The 18,096-nt window shown below is 57.0% G+C and carries 13 protein-coding genes; 9 read left to right on the top strand and 4 right to left on the bottom strand.

The genetic code is table 11. From position 1 onward, the window contains the following. The first annotated feature begins 392 nt into the window (after window positions 1-392). The 6 genes from P5540_05585 (at window position 393) to ispE (ending at window position 8,275) form a co-directional block, all read left to right on the top strand. Entirely contained in the window at window positions 393-1,091 is a 699-nt protein-coding gene (locus P5540_05585) for a hypothetical protein (GenBank protein HRT64281.1), read from the top strand. 64 nt (window positions 1,092-1,155) lie between these two features. Beyond that, window positions 1,156-2,649: an alpha-L-arabinofuranosidase C-terminal domain-containing protein gene (locus tag P5540_05580; protein HRT64280.1), complete on the top strand. Its 1,494-nt coding sequence runs from the start codon at window positions 1,156-1,158 to the stop codon at window positions 2,647-2,649. Window positions 2,650-2,740: 91 nt separating this feature from the next. Then, the gene (locus tag P5540_05575) at window positions 2,741-4,033 is read left to right on the top strand and encodes a Gfo/Idh/MocA family oxidoreductase (protein ID HRT64279.1); all 1,293 of its coding nucleotides are present in this window, start codon (window positions 2,741-2,743) and stop codon (window positions 4,031-4,033) included. A 172-nt stretch (window positions 4,034-4,205) separates the two neighbouring features. Continuing rightward, the gene (lon, locus tag P5540_05570; protein ID HRT64278.1) at window positions 4,206-6,551 is read left to right on the top strand and encodes an endopeptidase La; all 2,346 of its coding nucleotides are present in this window, start codon (window positions 4,206-4,208) and stop codon (window positions 6,549-6,551) included. A 31-nt stretch (window positions 6,552-6,582) separates the two neighbouring features. Further along, complete coding sequence (locus P5540_05565; GenBank protein ID HRT64277.1) at window positions 6,583-7,395, top strand: segregation/condensation protein A; 813 nt, start codon at window positions 6,583-6,585, stop codon at window positions 7,393-7,395. Window position 7,396: 1 nt separating this feature from the next. Then, entirely contained in the window at window positions 7,397-8,275 is an 879-nt protein-coding gene (gene ispE, locus P5540_05560) for a 4-(cytidine 5'-diphospho)-2-C-methyl-D-erythritol kinase (GenBank protein ID HRT64276.1), read from the top strand. A gap of 29 nt (window positions 8,276-8,304) precedes the next feature. Here ispE and P5540_05555 read toward each other — a convergent pair whose 3' ends face one another. The 3 genes from P5540_05555 to P5540_05545 are packed head-to-tail and all read right to left on the bottom strand — an operon-like array spanning window position 8,305 to window position 11,926. After that, window positions 8,305-9,858: a GDSL-type esterase/lipase family protein gene (locus P5540_05555; GenBank protein ID HRT64275.1), complete on the bottom strand. Its 1,554-nt coding sequence runs from the start codon at window positions 9,856-9,858 to the stop codon at window positions 8,305-8,307. A gap of 3 nt (window positions 9,859-9,861) precedes the next feature. Further along, window positions 9,862-11,154: a hypothetical protein gene (locus P5540_05550; protein HRT64274.1), complete on the bottom strand. Its 1,293-nt coding sequence runs from the start codon at window positions 11,152-11,154 to the stop codon at window positions 9,862-9,864. Window positions 11,155-11,173: 19 nt separating this feature from the next. Continuing rightward, on the bottom strand, window positions 11,174-11,926 hold the full coding sequence (locus P5540_05545) for a ThuA domain-containing protein (GenBank protein HRT64273.1): 753 nt from the start codon (window positions 11,924-11,926) through the stop codon (window positions 11,174-11,176). 166 nt (window positions 11,927-12,092) lie between these two features. On the opposite strand from P5540_05545, the gene P5540_05540 reads away from it, so the two are divergent. From P5540_05540 to P5540_05530, 3 genes are all read left to right on the top strand, one after another. Next, window positions 12,093-12,356 carry a metal-sensitive transcriptional regulator gene (locus tag P5540_05540; GenBank protein HRT64272.1) on the top strand — a complete coding sequence of 88 codons (264 nt, stop codon included), beginning with the start codon at window positions 12,093-12,095 and terminating at the stop codon, window positions 12,354-12,356. A gap of 15 nt (window positions 12,357-12,371) precedes the next feature. Beyond that, on the top strand, window positions 12,372-14,792 hold the full coding sequence (locus tag P5540_05535) for a DsrE/DsrF/DrsH-like family protein (GenBank protein ID HRT64271.1): 2,421 nt from the start codon (window positions 12,372-12,374) through the stop codon (window positions 14,790-14,792). A gap of 130 nt (window positions 14,793-14,922) precedes the next feature. Next, a complete protein-coding gene (locus P5540_05530; protein HRT64270.1) occupies window positions 14,923-15,195 on the top strand; it encodes an acyl-CoA-binding protein in 273 nt (90 codons plus the stop codon). A 97-nt stretch (window positions 15,196-15,292) separates the two neighbouring features. On the opposite strand, the gene ppdK is transcribed toward P5540_05530, so the two are convergent. Continuing rightward, window positions 15,293-18,019, bottom strand: coding sequence for a pyruvate, phosphate dikinase (gene ppdK / locus P5540_05525; GenBank protein ID HRT64269.1), 2,727 nt, complete (start codon window positions 18,017-18,019; stop codon window positions 15,293-15,295). Window positions 18,020-18,096: the final 77 nt, after the last annotated feature.

The following is an 18,096-nucleotide window of genomic DNA, read 5'->3' as shown; positions in this document are numbered from 1 at the left end:
TGACATGCGGATTCGAGTTTGGAATCGCCTGGTCCGAACATTCGTGCCCTGTTTTCCATCTGCGTCATCTGTGGATCATGTGGTTTTCCGCAGATGAGGCAGATACACGCAGATATTGAACAGATGAACGGAATAAAAAGGTAAAACGTGACTCCTTGCGGTATTGTGGTTTTTATGCAATTGTTTTGGACAGCAATGATTCGCTCTCTCAGTTCATTCCATTCGCGCTCGCGGCACAATTTTGAAACAGAGGGCGTGTTTTTGGGGTTATTTCATTCTGGCCCGGCCAAGCCTGTTGGCCCGTTCATCACTTTTCAAGGCCATTGAAAAATTCGCCCTGTATAAGGTTCTTCCCGTATACTTCATTTCAGTCCTCGGGACGGGAGAATGTTATGCATACCGAAGACCGTTCGATACATTTTTCGATGGAATTGTTGCATGCGCCGGTGCAATACCGCGTGCCGGCCTTGCAAAAGCTCTATTTTGAACTCACGCAGACGCGCGCGAGTTACGACAGCACCGATTTCAGCGCGCCACCGCAATTTCGTTTCCATTCGAAACGCAGCACCAATACTCAATCAATGGCATTGTTTCTTCCGGACCGTTTGGTATTGATCGAGGAGTGGGCGGACATCCCGCTTTCGGGATTTTTGGACAAGGTTCGCGAAATTGCGCCGAGAGTCTTGCAAATTATTGAACAACCCTGTTTCCTCGCACAGACGGTCACATTGCGTTCAACATTCGCGCTGACGCATTTTGACGACGCGCGCATTTTTCTGCTTGACCATGCCTGCCGGCAGGAAGGATGCATCGGCCCCCACTTTAGGCGCCCCATCGCGGTGGGCGGGCTCCGTTTCGTGTTGCCGGAAACCCCGGAGAGCCGCGGGGCTTTTCATGTTATTATCGAATCGTTCCGGCATGATGTAAAAGAAGTTTTCGTCGAACTGAAAGCGATTTTCAGCCAGCAGCGGATCACTGGAGACGATATCGAACAAGCGGCCTCGAACGCCTGGGAAGCACGGCGCTTCATCACGGACAACATCTTTCCGTATCTGGATCAATTCGATCAGCCGCGGGAGGTGATTCCGTGAGAACGATCGGACAGATCGGACGGATCAATCGGATTGCCCACGCAACGAAACGGGGGCGTGCGGCATGAGCGGTGCGGTGATTCGGCTGTGGGCGGATCTTCCCGGGACCACGATAAATCCAAACATTTACGGTCATTTCGCGGAACACTTGGGGCGCTGCGTCTACGAGGGGATTTGGGTGGGACACAAATCGCCGATTCCCAACGAAGGCGGATTGAGGCTCGATGTGTTGGCCGCGCTGAAACAATTGCGTGCGCCGGTCGTACGGTGGCCGGGCGGATGTTTCGCAGACATGTACCATTGGCGCGACGGCATTGGATCAAAGAAAGAACGTCCGCAGACGGTCAACATCTGGTGGCGGCAGGCGGAGCCGAACCGGTTTGGCACGGATGAATTCATCCGCTTCTGCCAGGCGGTGGGTTGTCAGCCCTATATTTGCGCCAACGTGGGGACCGGATCGCCGCGCGAGGCGCTCGAATGGCTTGAATACTGCAATTTCGGCGGTGACTCGACCCTCAGTCGCGCGCGGGCCATCAATGACGGCGCAAAGCCGCACGGCGTCAGATATTGGGGGATCGGCAACGAAAACTGGGGCTGCGGCGGGCGTTATGCCGCGGCGGATTACGCGAAGGAATTCATTCGGTATGGATCATTCATGAAGGCACTCGATCCGTCCATCGAACTCATCGCGTGCGGTTGCAGTCCGATGGACGGCCAGAATCCGGCATTCGCATCGTGGAACCACGACTTTTGCAACGCCATGCCGCATGCGGACCTGATTGACCACCTGAGCCTCCACCGCTACTTCGGACGCGGCGACGGCATCCATTTTACCGAATCGGAATATCAGGCGCTGTTTGTGGACCTTGTCGCGATGGAACGCGATCTGCAACTGGCCGATGCCGTGCTCCGATATTTTTATCCGGACAAGCAGGTCGGATTGGCGGTGGACGAGTGGGGCGTGTGGCATCCGTCGGCCATTGTGGACAATGGCCTCGAACAGGCCAACACCCTGCGCGACGCCGTGTTTGCGGGCGCGGCGCTCAACCTGTTCAACCGGTATGCGCACCGCGTTTCGATGGCGAACATCGCGCAGACCATCAACGTCCTGCAATGTCTTGCAATGACCGACAAGGCCCGGATGGTATTGACGCCGACCTACCATGTATACGATATGATGCGGCCGCATATGGGCGCACGTCTTCTCACCCAGGAAGTCGAAAGTCCTTTGCTGGAAGGGCATCCCGTAGGATTGCACAAAACTTTTTCAACCCCGGCGCTGAGCGCAAGCGCATCCATCGCCGCGGGAAAAATTCTGTTGACGGTTGCGAATCAAACCTGGGATCAAGATATCGAAACACGAATCGATCTTCGCGGCACAAAGGCCGAAATCGCCAGCGGCCGAATCCTGAACGCTTCCTCGCCGCGCGACGTCAACACGTTCGACGCACCCAAGACGGTCATGCCTAAACGCATCCGTGTCGAGGCGTCACACGGCGAGTGGGTGCATGTGTTTCCGGCACATTCCTTCACCGCGTTGAGCCTGACGCTCGCGTGATCAGACGTTTACGGGAACGTGCAGGCATATACTGGATATTGACACGGGCCATCGGCTAACGTGTGTATGAAAACAACAGGGAGAAAGAACTATGGGATCTCAAATTTCACGCAGGAATTTCATGAAAGGCGTCGCGGCGGCGGCAGCCTCGCCGGTTTTTGCCGCCGGATGCGCAACGGCATCCGAAAAACGGGCCGCGCCCAGCGAACGGGTCGTGATGGCCGGCATCGGCATGGGTTGGATGGGCACATCAAATATCGAGGAATTTCTGAAGCGTGGCGATGTTCAGGTCGTGGCGGTATGTGATGTGGACCGGAACCATTTGATCGCGTCGCGCGACATGATCAATCAAGCCTACGGCAACAAGGATTGCGCGATCTACAACGAATTCGAGGAATTGCTTGCACGCAACGATCTCGACGCCGTCATGATTGCACTGCCGGATCACTGGCATGCCCTGCCGGCAATTGCGGCCGCCAAGGCCGGTCTCGATATCTATGGGGAAAAACCCCTGTCGCATTCGTTGGTCGAGGGCAGGGCTATCTGCGAGGCGGTGAAACGACACAAGCGGATCTGGCAAACCGGCAGTTGGCAGCGCAGCGTGTCCAATTTCCGGCGGGCCGCCGAACTGGTGCGAAACGGACGCCTCGGGAAAATACGGTGCGTGGAAGTCGGGCTTGGCCAAGGCCACACGGACTACGCGAAAAACAAGGAACAGACGACCCCCTGTGATCCTCCGCCAGAACTCGACTTCGACCGATGGCTCGGCCCCGCGCCCAAGGCGCCCTACTGCCCCGCGCGCGTCCATAAAAATTGGCGCTGGGTCATGGCGCACGGCGGCGGCACCCTGCTCGACTGGGTCGGCCACCATCTCGACATCGCACACTGGGGCCTTGGACTCGATGAAACCGGTCCCGTGACTGTCGAGGGCACCGGTGTCATCCCGTCGGGCCAACTGTGGGATGCGCCGACCGATTATGACTGCACCTGCACCTACGCCGATGGCCTCGTTATCAAGATCAGCAGCAAATACCCGATGGGCACAAAATGGATCGGCGACGACGGCTGGCTGTTCGTGACCCGCGGCGAAACCCAGGCCAATCCCGTTTCCCTGCGCACCGAAAAAGTCGGCGACGGCGCCATCCGCCTCTACCACAGCGACGACCATCATGGCAACTTCATCGAGTGCGTGAAATCGCGAAAAGAAACCATCACCCCCTGCGAGATTGCCCACCGATCCGCTTCGGTCGGCCATCTCTGCAATATCGCCATCTACACCGGGCGTAAGATTCACTGGGATCCGGAGAAAGAGGAAATCATCGGCGATCCCGGCGCTGCGGCTATGCTCAGTCCTTCTTACCGTCCTCCATGGAAACTCGGTTGACGCCGCGAGCCGAACCGGCGTGCCGAAATTACAGTTTTTGCACTTGACCTGGGCAGGGTAACCGGCAAGACTGCAACGGGAAAGGCGGTTCCCAAATTCCTTGGTGTCGGAATGGCGTTGTTTGTTAGAATACCTGCTTGGGCGAGTAACCAAGCAGGATACGTTTAGCAAAATGGGACGCCAACCGAAATCATCCGACGAAATGCCGAAGAGCGCACCGCGCGGTCTGTTGCCGTTGCTGCCTCTGAAAGAAGCCGTTGTCTACCCGCGCATGGTGGTGCCGCTGATGGTGGGCCGTCAGGCGTCCGTCGCGGCGGTCGAGGAATGCCTCGCCTCGGACCGTCCGCTGTTCATTTGCGCGCAGACGGATCCGAACATCGAATTGCCGGGCATGGGAGATCTGCACAAGATCGGCGTGACCGCCAATATCCTTCAGACCATGCGGATGCCGGATGGAACATTGAAGATCGTCGTCGAGGGTCTCGCGCGCGCGTCCGTGCGCCGAATGATCCAAAGCCGGGGGTTTTCCGAGGTATCCGTGCGTGTGTTTACCCCCGTGCCACTGCAAGGCAAGAAGGATTTGGCGTTGATGCGGATGGTTTTGACGCAATTTGAGGAGTATGTGCGCCTCAGCCAACGTATTGCGCCCGAGGTCGTCATGTCGTTGCGCAACATACCGGACGCGGATGTCCTGTCGGATCTGGTGTGCGCCTATCTTTCGATCCGATTCGAGGAACGGCAGGAACTGCTTGACGCCATTGATGTCCGTGCGCGACTCGAAAAAACCGCCAATCTCCTCATGCGTGAGAACGATCTGTTGAAAATCGAGCAGAAAGTCCGGGATCGCGTTCGTGAACAGATGGAACAGAACCAACGCGAATACTACCTGCACGAACAACTCAAAGTCATTCATCAGGAATTGGGCAATCGGGAGGAAGGCGATGAGATTGTCGAACTCCGCGAAGCCATAGAAAAATCCGGCATGCCCAAGGATACCCGCGAACGCGCCGAACGCGAACTGGCGCGCTATCAGCGCATGCCTGCGATGAGCCCCGAAAGCGCGGTGACGCGCACGTATCTCGAGTGGCTGATTGACATGCCCTGGCAAAAACGCACCGATGACGCCCTCGATATCGAAGAGGCCCAGAAAATTCTCGACGAGGATCACTATGGATTGAAAAAGGTGAAGGAGCGCATCCTCGAATACCTTGCCGTTCGCAAATTGAGCGAGAATCCACACGGTCCCATCCTGTGCCTGGTTGGACCGCCGGGTGTGGGCAAGACCTCGCTGGGCAAGTCGGTCGCGCGGGCAATGAACCGCAAGTTTGTGCGCGTGTCGCTCGGTGGCATACGCGACGAGGCCGAAATCCGCGGACACCGGCGCACCTACGTCGCGTCGTTGCCCGGACGCATCATTCAGAGTATGAAAAAGGCGGGGGTGCGTAATCCCGTGTTTATGCTCGACGAGATCGACAAGATGAGCATGGATTTCCGGGGCGATCCGTCCGCCGCCCTGCTTGAAGTGTTGGATCCCGAGCAGAACAAGGCGTTCAACGATCATTATCTCGAAGTGGACTTCGATCTCAGCGAGGTCTTTTTCATCACGACGGCGAACAATGAGTACGAGATACCGCCGCCGCTGCACGACCGCATGGAAATCGTTCGCCTGCCAGGCTATACGTTGTATGAGAAAGAACGTATCGCGCGCCAGTTTCTCATCCCGAAACAGATGAAGGCGTGCGGAGTAACCGATGCCCATCTGACGCTTACGGACAGCGGATTGAAGGTGTTGATCGAGCGCTATACGCGCGAGGCCGGCGTTCGCGAACTCGAACGGCAGATCGCCAATGTTTTCCGCAAGATTGCCCGCAAAGTCGTCACCGCCGTTCCCGATGCGCCTGTATGCGTGGATGCGGATTCCCTGCCCGAACTGCTGGGCCCTTACGAATACAGCGCGATCCGCGCGGAACTCGAACCGCAGATCGGCGTGGCGGTCGGCATGGCGTGGACCAGCACCGGCGGCGACACGCTGACCATTGAAACTTCCCTTATGAGAGGCAAAGGCATGCTCACGCTGACAGGCCAGCTGGGCGAAGTAATGAAGGAATCGGCCCGCGCCGCCTATAGTTACCTGCGGGCCAATGCCGAAGCCTTGAAGATCTCGCCGTCGTTCTACCGAAACACGGATCTGCACGTCCATGCGCCCGAAGGGGCCATTCCCAAGGACGGGCCTTCCGCGGGGATCGCGCTAACCGTTTCCATGCTTTCCGCATTGCGCAACGTTGCGCCGAAGGGACCGTTTGCAATGACGGGTGAAATTACCCTGCGCGGACGCGTGTTGCCGGTTGGCGGCATCAAGGAAAAAGTGATCGCCGCTCATCGTGCCGGTATGCGGCACATCATTCTTCCCCGGGAAAACGAAAAAGACTTGGTGGAGATACCGAAGGAAATCCGCGACGAAACCACGTTTACCCTTGTCAAGGAAATCGGCGAAGTGCTTGCGATGACGTTCGATTGAATCGCCGGCGCCTTATTGGAAAAAATTTGTGATGGCCAAAATGACCGCCCCCAAAACGGAGATAGCCCCTCCGGAAGAGTCGTTTATCGTTGACGAGGCGACCGATGCGGTGCTGCGCCTGCAACTCGACAAGTTCGAGGGACCGTTCGAGGTCCTTTTGTACCTAATCAAGTCTCAGGAAATAGATATCTTCGATATTCCAATCGTAAAGATCACCGAACAATACATTCGTTTCCTGGAATTATTGCGCGACCGGAATTTGGATGTCGCCGGCGAATTTCTCGTGATGGCCGCAACGCTGATCCATATCAAATCGAAGATGATATTGCCCGTCGAACAGGATGACGAAGACGAGGAAGTCGAAGAGGAAGATCCACGGCTCGATCTGGTGACGAAACTTCTCGAATACCGCAAGTTTCGTGACGTCGCGAAGCGCCTCCAAGACATGGAGGATATGCGCGGCAACTGGTTCACGCGAAGCGTCAAGCCGGATATCCCCCCCGATGAGGACGGCGAGGAACTGCCCGAACTGGGCCTTTACGATCTGATCGAGGCGTTTCGCGGTGTCTTGCGCTTCATCACGGACGACCTGGCGCATACGGTAATCGGAGAAGGCGCGTCGGTTGACGAAAAAATCGCGCACATCGAAGAACAACTCGCCTCGAAAAAGAGCATCGCATGGGTGGACCTTTTCCGGGAATGCCGCAGCCGTGTTGAACTGGTCTGTTGCTTTCTAGCCATTCTTGAACTTTGCCGGATGGGCAAGATTCGGGCGCATCAAAGCGGGACTTTCGGCGAGATACGATTGTTCGCGCGGGAAAACGCGACGGAAACCGGGGAATAACGTGGCCTCGAGCATTGCATATCGTTCCTATGCCAAGATCAACCTCTATCTCGACGTGCTCGACCGTCGCCGCGACGGATATCACAATATCGAAACGATCTTTCAGAGCGTCAGCCTGTACGACGAACTCCATTTCGAGGACGGCGAACCGCGCGTGAGTCTGTCTTGCTCCGTGCCCGAACTCGACACGGCGGATTCCAATCTGGTGTATCGCGCGGCCATGTTGCTCAAGGAACGGACGGGGTTTGCGGGCGGCGTCCGAATCCGGCTTGAAAAACATATTCCCATCGCGGCCGGCCTTGCGGGCGGATCGGGAAACGCCGCCGCGACGCTCGTGGCGCTCGATGCGCTTTGGGAATTGCGGCTTGCGCCGCGGCAATTGCACGCGCTCGCGCTTGAACTGGGTTCCGATGTGCCGTTCTGCACCGTGGGCGGAACCGCCGCCGCCTCGAAACGCGGCGAGGTTTTGACGTCCCTGCCGCCTTTGCGCGAGACGTGGCTGGTATTGGTTCATCCCCCGATTGCCGTCAGCGCAAGCCGCGTCTACAACGATCCCAAACTCGAACATTCGCACGAAACGCCCTTTGCGGGCCGGACGGCGTCCTTCCGCGGGGCCATTCGCGCGCTGGCGCGGGGCGACTTGGGGCGCGTTGTTTTCAACCGCATGGAAAGCGCCGTCTTTTCTGAACATCCCAATCTCAAGGAGGCCAAGACCCGTCTGATCGAAGCCGGATGCCTGGCCGCCGCCATGAGCGGAAGCGGGCCGACCCTCTTCGGTGTGTGTAAAAGCCGCAATGATGCCCGCCGCGTCGCTGAATCTTTTTCGGATTTTCGCACGTCAATCGTGACGACCGTTCCCTATGGCGTGGAACGAATGTAATCCCGCAGCGTTGCTGTTCGAAAGCAAGTTTACTGTAAGCGCTCGCGAAGGTGTGGCGCAAGTAGTTCCGCGATGGCTTGGGCTTTTAGTTTCATGCCTTTGGGACGCATGTGGGTGATGTCGCCGAAGATCGCGATGCCGCCATGGAATCGTTCCGCGAAAGGCAGATAGATCAAGTCTTGTTCTTCGCACAACGCCTTGAGTTTGGCGTTGTATATTTTTAGAAGGCGGCAATAAGTAGAGAATGTGAAACACCCGCCTTGCCAGGCCGACCGTAGGTTCCATTGCATGTAATCATGTTCTGACCGGTTCAACAATCCAGCGTCCGGACAGGCAAAACTGCAAAAGGCAACCGAAATACCGCGTTCCCTGAATACGCGGACCATGATGCGAAGGTTGTGAAACGTGATCTGTTCCATGTCCGCCTCAAGGACGTCACGTTCCGGCAACAGCAAGGCATTGGCCCATGAGGCCAGAAAGACCGAACGCGCCAGCCATGCCCGCCAACCTTTGATTTCCGCATTCCATTTTGGAAAATAGCCATGGCAAATATCGTTGACAGCGCCGTATTCAACGACGAGATCGGGCTGAAGTTGGACATAATCCAGCGTGCGTCGGCGCTCTCCAAGTGAATCCAACCCGACTACGCCGCAATTGATCACCTCGATGTCTTGTTCGGGAAAGGCTTCGTGCAAGGCCTGTTCAAGAAATTTCGGATAGGTTGTCTCGTTTGTGAGTCCTTCTTCCGTGGTCGAGCCACCAATACAAAGAATGCGAAACCGTCCCCGTGGTTTGGGAAGTTCGACGTCATGATCGCGGAATCCGGCGTTGTTCGTGTGCCAATTGTCATTCAATCGGGCGTTTTTTCGGTATTCAAAGAATGGCGATTTCCACATGCGATCATTCGCGGCCTTTTTCTGCCGGGCCATTACTTCCGTCAGCGACAATCCCGTCACATTGCTGATGGCGCACGCCACGGCATGCACAGTACCCGAAGCGTCTTTTACCGGATAGGCGTTCATCTCAAACGAAGTCGGGCCTTGGGGCAAGGCCACCGTGAAGGCCGTGCCGTCCGGAGCGCCCGACTGTGCGACGCGCCGAATCAATTCGAGGCCGTCTTTCACTTCCCGGCCGAGAGGAGATGCCTCGAACGGCCTGCCCGTGATGTCTTCTTTTCGAATGCCGAGCCGCCCTGAAATATCCGGCCCGCCGTAAACGGCCAGATTGGCGCCGTCCGTATCGTAGAGCGCAATGACCATTTCGCGCAGCGTGGCGAACAGTTCGCGATCGGCTTCGTTCAGGGAGGCCATTTGCGTTCCGAGATGATCGTCGTCGGTGACAACCGTTTCACTCGTGTTGGCGGCAAAACGGTTTTCATGCGTTTCGATAACCGGCCGGTTGTCGCCATCCAAATCGGCATGTTGCCAGATTGCGCCGTCCTTTTTGGCCGCCAGAACGAAGGGATTGAATTCTTCAATGCGCCGCTGATGCCAGCGCGCGTGCAATTCCAAACCCATCACGCCGACTGTCAGCCAGAGAACGGCAAAAAAAACATGGGCGATGCGTTTTATCGCGGTTCTCATCTGCTACTCATCGGGCGCTATGCACTTCAAATAACGCCCGAACCAATAGGCCAGCAGAAAATCATGCCCGTTGTATTCGATTCCCTCGTCCGGGCGTTGTTCGACGGGATGTGCAAACGGATCCTGCACCCAAGCCGACCACGTCCGCGCGCGCCGGTCGAGCGGCACGGCCTCGCCGGGTTTTGGCGCGGCGCTTTTCAGGGCTGGCTCGAATGTGAATCCGAATTCTTTTCCGTAGGCGGCGATGGTGTCCCGATTCCATTTCATGTCGAGCGGAAACAGGCGTAGATTATCCACGCTCTCCGCAATGGCGTTTTCATCGCCGAGCACCTCCCGCGCAAGCAGCGCATAGACGAGATTACGTTGCGCTTTCATGCCGGGGACGCGCCCCTCGCCATGCCATGAACGCTTGAAACTGGCGATGTAATGGGCGCGGAGGACAGGATCGTTTTCAAGCCTGAACAACGGATAGTACGCAAGCGCCAGCATGACATCGTCCGAAAAATTGACCTTGAACAGCATCCACCGCGCGCGCACCGCAGTCTCCGCATATTTTTCCTCGATGGCGATGCGCCGGTACTCGCGCGCGAACCGGTCGTCGCCGGTCACGTGCGCCGCCACTTTCAGATGCTGCAGCAGGACCAGCGCGTTCATCGCCTCGAAGGTCTTCACAAACTGAGGTGAATAATTGCCGAACCGCGTTGGCTTGCCGTCCACATCAACGACTCGCATGTCGTTGTCGAGAATGTGCGTGACGATGTCGCCCACGTCCTGCGCGATGATTTCTTTGTGTTTGTCGTCTGCGACGAGGTCAAAGGCGAGGCTGTAGCCGAAAACGATCCCATCAAGTTGATCACTGCTGACATCACCGCGCCAGCGGTACTTGCCGTCCTGCGAATCGCGCCATTCACCGTCATCCGCAAGCGGCCGGTCTTTGGGCCATATCGCGCGAGCAGGCACGCCTTTTTTCCCGCTCACCGTGCAAAGGCGGTGCAAGGCGTTTATGGAGTCAAATGCGGCGGCCTTGTCCGCTTCGTCGCGGGTGACGGCGTATTTCATCGCCAGCGCGCCAAGGTAAATACCGGTCATATAGGCATTATCCGGCATGTTATATGAAACGAACGGACGCCGTTCCGTCGGCACATACCGCTTGCAGAGCGCCTGACCGTCCAGCAGGAAGCGTTGCTCCATGTCATGCTGGAAGATCGCGGCCTTGCGCGCCAGCGTCAAGCCGCCATCCGCCGAAACGTTCAGACACACCATCAACGTCGCGCCGAGCATCACGCACCATGCCATCGCGGATCTCCTGTCGGGGTCATTCGCGAATAACGACGTTTTCAATCGGCGTCACGTTGCCCCGCACAATAGTCCGGACGCCCGTTTGTGCGGCCCATTTCACCGCGTTGTAAATTACGCGAAGCACATTTTTGTCGTAATAGATGGGAAACGTTTCGTGCCCCGGGCGGAAATAGAACACCTTGCCTTGGCCCCGATGCCAGCAACAACCGCTTCGGAACACTTCTCCGCCTTGAAACCAACTGATGAATACCAGGCGATCAGGTTGTGGAATGTCGAAATGTTCGCCATACATCTCCGTGTGGGGAAGTTCGAAATATTCCGGAAGCCCCTCGACGATTGGATGCGCCGGATCCACCACCCACAGGCGCTCCAATTCGCCAATCTCGCGCCACTTCAAATAGCAACTCGTTCCCATCAGTTTCATGAAAGGCTTGGACATATGCCCTGAATGAAGGACGATCAGACCCATGCCCTCGTTTACGCGCCGCCGGACCTTTTCCGCGTTCTCGTCCGTGACTTCATGATGGGCCATGTGCCCCCACCATGTCATCACGTCCGTCTTGTCGAGGATCGTGTCCGTCAGACCCTGCCCCTCATGGTGCAGTTCGGACACGTGCGCCGATGCGATACCCGGCTGTTTGCGCAGATATTTCGCGATGGGATCGCCCAGGCCGTTCGGATAGATTTTCCGCACGGCTTCGTCCCGGCGTTCGTGAACGCCCTCGTTCCATACCGTTACCCGAATGCCTTTGCCCGCCGCTGTCGCCATGCCGCTGTCCTTTCGCTGTTGAGACCACCATGCCCGTTCGCCATTGTATTGTAGAAACTTGCACACCGCCGATCAATGGTGGGAACCGGCTTGACAAAAGGCTCACGGCGGGAATATACTTATACCCGGTATATGTAATAGGGTTATAAACGGAGCGGAATACGGCATGGATACGCGGAAAAATGTGCTGGACCGGCTGAGCCGGATTGAAGGGCAGATAAAAGGCGTCAAGAGGATGGTCGAGGAACAACGACCCTGTTTCGACACCCTGCAACAGGTCGGCGCCATCCGGGGCGCCCTACGATCGCTGGAGCAAATCATGATGGAACATCATCTATGCCTGTGCATCGAGGAGGCCATGAGGAAAAAAAGCGATCGGGAACGGTTGCTTCGCGAATTGTCTAAGACCTTGAGCGGATTGTTGCAATAGAAGGAGCGTCGAACTATGGGGAAAAAAGTTGTAATTGTTGGCGGTGTCGCAGGCGGAATGAGCTGTGCGGCCCGAATCAAGCGTTTGGACGACACGATGGATGTGGTGGTGTTGGAACGTGGACCGGACGTGTCTTTTGCGAATTGTGGCATGCCGTATTATATCGGCGGCGAGATTCGGGAACGATCAGACATGCTGGTGCAAACGGTCCCGACGCTTGAACAGCGATACAGGCTTGATATACGGACACGCCATGAAGCGGTGCGGCTCGACCGCGAAAAAAAAGTTGTCGAGGTTCGCAACCTCGAATCGGGCGAGACGTACGACGAGCCGTACGATGTTCTGGTGCTTTCGCCGGGCGCCTCGCCGGTTCGCCCCCCCATACCGGGTGCGGACGGTCCCAAGGTCCACGTGTTGAACCATCTCGGCGACATGGACGCTATTGCAGCGGTGGCGCGGAATGCAAAAAAGGCCACGGTTATTGGGGCGGGCTTTATCGGCCTTGAACTGGTTGAAAATCTTCGCCGGCTCGGTTTGGAGGTGGCCCTGATAGAGTTGTTGGACCAAGTGCTGCCGCCATTTGATCGCGAGATGACACAGCCGCTCCTTCAGGAACTTCGACTCAACAAAGTGGACGTCCGCCTTGGCAAGACGGTCGCGTTCATGGACGATCGCGGTGTCCAACTGAAGAACGGTGCCCGTATCGAAAGCGATTTCGTGTGTTTGTGCACAGGGGTGCGCCCGAATACGGAATTGGCGCGTGAAGCCGGTCTCGAACTGGGCGCACGCGGGCATATTCGCGTGGATGAAACCATGCGTACCTCGGATCCGGCGATTTATGCCGTGGGCGATGCCGTGGAAACGGCGGATCTCGTCACCGGTGAGCCGTCTGCCTTCCCCCTTGCGGGTCCGGCGAACCGCCAAGCCCGAATAGCCGCTGATGCCGTCTGCGGGCGCGCATCGTCTTATCGCGGAACGCAGGGAACGGCTATCGTGCGTGTGTTTTCGCTTACGGCGGCCTGCACGGGTTGGAACGAAAAGAAACTCAGACAGGCTGGAATGCCTTATCGTCGCGCGTTTCTCCATCCGATGCAGCACCCCCGCTATTATCCGAACGCGCAGCCGATTGGCGTCAAAATTCTGTTCAGTCCGGAGGGAAAAATTCTAGGCGCTCAGGCGGTCGGCGCGGAAGGCGCGGACGTGTTGATCAATACTATTGCAACGGCGATGCGCGCCGGCGTCACGGTTCAAGACCTTGAGCAGCTCGAACTGGCCTATTCCCCGCAATACGGGGGCGCCAAGCACGGCATCAACATGATCGGTTATGTCGCCTCGAATATCCTGAACGGCGACATGGAAACGATCGAGCCGGACGAGGAAGCGCAAAACGTCCAATGGATTGATGTCCGTAATCCGGCGGAAACGGAATGCGGCATGCTTCCCAATGCCATCCTTGTTCCGCTCGACGAACTCCGCACACGAGCGGATGAACTTCCCCGCGACCGGGAACTGGGCGTCTACTGTGCCGTTGGGTTACGTGGCTACATCGCCTATCGCATCCTGAAGCAAATGGGCTTCAAGGCACGCAATCTCAACGGCGGCTATCGTACATGGACATGGTATCACAAGCCTGACGTCGGTTCTTTGCCCGCCTCGTGCGGTTCGGGCGCGATGAAACCGGACGCTGTTTCCGCCACGTCGTCCGTATCAGTCGAATCACTTGACTGCACGGGCATGCAATGTCCCGGACCTCTCCTGCGCGTGAAGGAGGCCGTTTCCAAACTTGCCGCGGGCCAGGAAATAGAGGTCGTGGCATCCGATCCGGGTTTTGCCGCCGACGTGCCCTCATGGTGCAAACGCACCGGAAACACCCTGCGCGACATTTCCGTGTCCAACGGCCGGTATGTGGCGCGCATTGCCAAGGGCGAAGCGCCTGTGCCGGCATCGGGAGGCGTCCCATTGCCCGGCAACAAAAAAACAATCGTTTGTTTTTCGAATGATCTCGACCGTGCGCTGGCCGCGTTTGTTATTGCCAACGGCGCGGCGGCCATGGGGGACCAAGTGACGATTTTCTTTACCTTCTGGGGGTTGAACATTTTGCGCAGGGAAAAAGGGCCGTCTGTGACGAAAGGTTTTCTCGATCGCATGTTCGGCATGATGATGCCAAAAGGCGCCGACCGCTTGAAATTGTCGAAACTGAACATGGCGGGAATAGGCACGATGATGATGAAGCACGTCATGCGTACAAAGAACGTTTTGTCGCTACCGGAACTGATGGCCTCCGCAAAGGCGAACGGGATAAGGCTTGTGGCCTGCTCGATGTCCATGGACGTCATGGGCATCAAACGCGAAGAACTCATTGACGGCGTCGAGATTGCCGGGGTTGGCAACTACCTCGGCGAGGCCACCGAATCCAACGTCAACTTGTTTATTTGAGGCATGCATCGAATTCAAGAATTTGTATGAACGCCCAAAAATCATGTATAAGGGAAACGAAGTCGGTAGTTTCAGTACATGCGGTGGTTTTGGGAATGGCCGGTGAACGGCAAAAATGGAGGGTAGTCAAATGTCGGAAGACCTCAAAGCGGCGTTTCTACAGGCAAAGGACGATGTGGTCAAATTGTCGAAGGCGCCGGACAACGATGTGAAATTGCAGTTGTATGCCCTGTTCAAACAATCCACGGAAGGGGATTGCAAAGGCGATCGTCCCGGTATGCTCGATTTCGTTGGACGCGTAAAGTACGACATGTGGAAGAAGCTCGAAGGCACTTCGCAGGAAGCGGCCATGCAGCAATATATAGATCTCGTTGCCCAATTGAAGGCCGCGGACGGCAAATAAGCATCATCACGTTTGCTTCTTTGGAAATATAACTGAAACCAATCGCCCCCGAATCGAAGCGAGATTCGGGGGCGATGATTTTGGATGGGGAACTCGATTACTTTTTGGCAGCCTTGCGCGGGGTCTCAATGGCGGCCTGTGCCGCGGCCAGACGCGCGATCGGCACACGGAACGGGCTGCAACTCACATAGTCGAGCCCGACACGGTGGCAGAACTTCACCGAGTTGGCATCGCCGCCATGCTCACCGCAGATACCGCACTTGAGCGAGGGACGCGCCGAACGGCCACGCTGGACCCCCATGGCGATCAACTGGCCAATGCCTTCCTGGTCGAGCGTCTGGAAGGGGTCGTCCGGCAGGATTTTATTGGCTAGGTAGAACGGCAGGAATCCACCGATGTCGTCCCGCGAAAAACCGAAGCCCATTTGTGTAAGATCGTTCGTGCCGAAACTGAAGAACTCCGCCTTTTCGGCAATCTTGTCGGCAACGAGCGCGGCTCGGGGAATTTCAATCATTGTGCCGACCATGTAGTTCAGTTTGACCTTGTACGCTTTCTGGACACGTTCGGCGACGGCACGAACGATGGCTTCCTGGTTTGCGAACTCATTGGGATGCCCGACGAGCGGAATCATGATTTCCGGCGCAACCTTGATTTTCTTTTTTGTTAATTCCGCGGCGGCTTCGAGAATGGCCGTTGCCTGCATCTCGGTGATTTCGGGATACGCGATGCCGAGACGGCAGCCGCGATGACCAAGCATCGGGTTCAACTCGTGCAACTGTGCGATGCGGGCGCGGATCTTGGAGACTGGAACATTGATTTCCTCGGACAGTTCCATGATTTGCTCATCGTGCAGCGTGACGAACTCGTGCAGCGGTGGATCCAGCAGACGGATGGTTACCGGCTTTCCGGCCATCGCTTTCAGGATGCCCAAAAAATCCGATTTTTGATACGGCAACAATTTCATGACGGCCTTGCGGCGGGCTTCCTCGTTTTCCGCGAGAATCATTTCGCGGACATGCACGATGCGTTCCGGCTCGAAGAACATGTGCTCGGTGCGCGTCAGGCCGATGCCCTCGGCGCCGAACGCAATCGCCTGCGCCGCGTCAACCGGACGATCCGCGTTGGTGCGGACCTTGAGTTGCCGTGTGGCATCCACCCACGTCATGAGTTTCTTGTACCACTTGTTCCGCTCGGGCTCCGCCGGCACAACAGGCACCTTGCCGGAATAGACCAGCCCGTGGGAACCGTTCATCGAAAGCCAATCGCCTTCACGGATTACAACGTCCCCGACGGTGACGGTTTTCGCCGCCAGATCAATGTGCAACGCGCCGCAACCGACGATGCAACATTTGCCCCAGCCGCGCGCGACCAGCGCCGCGTGAGAAGTCATGCCGCCCTTCGCGGTCAGAATGGCCTCGGCGACGTGCATGCCATGGACATCCTCCGGCGACGTTTCATTGCGGACGAGGATGACTTTCTTGCCCTGTTTTGTCCATTCCGCAGCCTCATCGGCCGTCAACACAACCTGCCCGACGCCGCCGCCCGGACCCGCCGGAAGGCCTTTTGCGATGACTTTGGCGGTCTTTTCGGCCTTTGGATCGAGCATCGGATGCAGCAATTCGTCAAGTTGATCCGGCGCGACGCGCATGATGGCCGTTTTCCGGTCAATGAGTTTCTCTTCGCACATGTCCACGGCCATGCGGACCGCCGCCGTGCCCGTGCGTTTTCCGACGCGGCACTGTAGCATCCACAAGACGCCTTCCTCTATGGTGAACTCGATGTCCAGCATGTCCTTGTAGTGCTTCTCGAGCTTGGTGCGGATGCCGTCCAGCTGCTTGTACAGTTTCGGGTTGACTTCCTCGAGCGACTTGAGATGCTTGCTTTGTTCGGTTTTGGTGGATTTGTTCAAAGGGGACGGGGTACGTATGCCCGCAACCACGTCCTCACCCTGAGCGTTGACAAGCCATTCACCATAGAATTTGTTGTCGCCCGTAGCCGGATCGCGCGTGAACGCCACACCGGTTGCCGACGTTTCGCCCGTGTTGCCGAACACCATGGCTTGGACGTTGACCGCCGTCCCCCATTCTTCGGGAATGCGCTCGATTCGGCGATACTCCTTTGCACGTTTGCCGTTCCAGGATTGGAACACTGCCTTGATCCCGCCCCAAAGCTGCTCGGTCGCATCTTCGGGAAATGGCTTGCCGATGCATTTTTTGACGATGGCCTTGAATTCGCTGCACAGCGCCTTGAGATCCTCGGTGGTGAGATCGGTATCGAGCTTGTACCCCTTGGCCTTTTTGACGGCTTCCATGGCATGTTCCAGTTGGAGGCGTACCCCCTGTCCCTCGGCTGGTTCCAGTCCCGCGGCCTTTTCCATCACGACATCGGCATACATCATAATCAGGCGGCGGTATGAATCGTACACAAACCGTTCATTCTTCGTTTTTTCGATGAGACCCGGAATGGTCTTGGGGGTCAGGCCGACGTTGAGCACCGTGTCCATCATGCCCGGCATGGATCGGCGCGCACCGGATCGAACCGAAATCAACAAGGGATTCTTCGGGTCGCCGAATTTCTTCCCCATGGCCCTCTCGACCTTGGCCAATGCCGCGTTGACCTCCGCGGTAAGCGACGCGGGCAATTTCTTGTTGTTCTTGTAATACTCGGTGCACATTTCGGTGGTAATCGTGAAACCGGCCGGCACTGGAATGCCCAAGTTGCACATCTCGGCTAGATTCGCGCCCTTGCCGCCGAGCAGGTTTTTCATTTCGGCTTTGCCGTCGGATTTGCCGGCGCCAAAGTAATAGACATTCTTCTTCGCCATGGTGGTGCTCTCCTTCGTTTTTCGGGTTATCCTGCGACTACACAGGCTTCTTGTGTTTTGCATTCCGCTAACAAACG

The organism is Candidatus Hydrogenedentota bacterium (genome assembly GCA_035450225.1).
GTDB lineage: Bacteria > Hydrogenedentota > Hydrogenedentia > Hydrogenedentales > SLHB01 > DSVR01.
This window is presented reverse-complemented; position numbering and strand designations above follow the sequence as displayed.